Annotated in this window: 1 pseudogene; it reads right to left on the bottom strand. The window is 38.1% G+C overall.

Features of this window, described 5'->3' with window-relative positions:
* Nucleotides 1-31: 31 nt before the first annotated feature.
* A pseudogene (locus HMPREF0850_RS12760) lies at nucleotides 32-620 on the bottom strand (IS3 family transposase); the annotation flags it as partial.

Genomic DNA, 620 nt, shown 5'->3' with positions numbered 1-620 from the left:
TGTACTGACCCCAAAAAGTTAGACAAATAATTTAAGCGAAGGATTTAGTTCTGTATTGCATAGGGCTAAGTCCTTTTAGTTTGACCATAATTCGTTTGTTGTTGTAGTAATCAATATAGTCCACAATAGCTTGTTCCAATTGCTTAAGTGACTGAAACGCCTTCTCATAACCATAAAACATTTCCGATTTCAAAATGCCAAAGAAAGATTCCATCATACCGTTGTCTGGGCTGTTACCTTTACGTGACATAGATGTTTGGATTCCCTTACTCTCTAAAAACCTGTGATAAGAATCGTGTTGGTATTGCCATCCTTGATCACTATGGAGACTCGTATTCTCATAGTGCTTCTCTGTGAATGCCTGTTCTAACATCGTTTGTATTAGGCGAACAAGAAAGATTAAAAGCAATAATTTCGCTGTTAAAGCCATCTAAAACTGGTGATAAGTAAAGCTTTTGAGTACTTGCTGGAATGGCAAACTCAGTCACATCCGTATAGCACTTTTCCATTGTTTTGGCTGCTTCAAATTGGCGCTGAATAAGATTCTCTGCTTTATTGCCAATCTCTCCTTGGTAGGAAGAATACTTCCGTTTCCGACGAATTCGAGCACTTAAACCAAG

Source organism: Streptococcus sp. M143, from assembly GCF_000162495.1.
GTDB classification, from domain to species: domain Bacteria; phylum Bacillota; class Bacilli; order Lactobacillales; family Streptococcaceae; genus Streptococcus; species Streptococcus dentisani.
The sequence above is the reverse complement of the archived record's forward strand: the minus strand, read 5'-3'. Positions and strand labels throughout refer to the sequence as shown.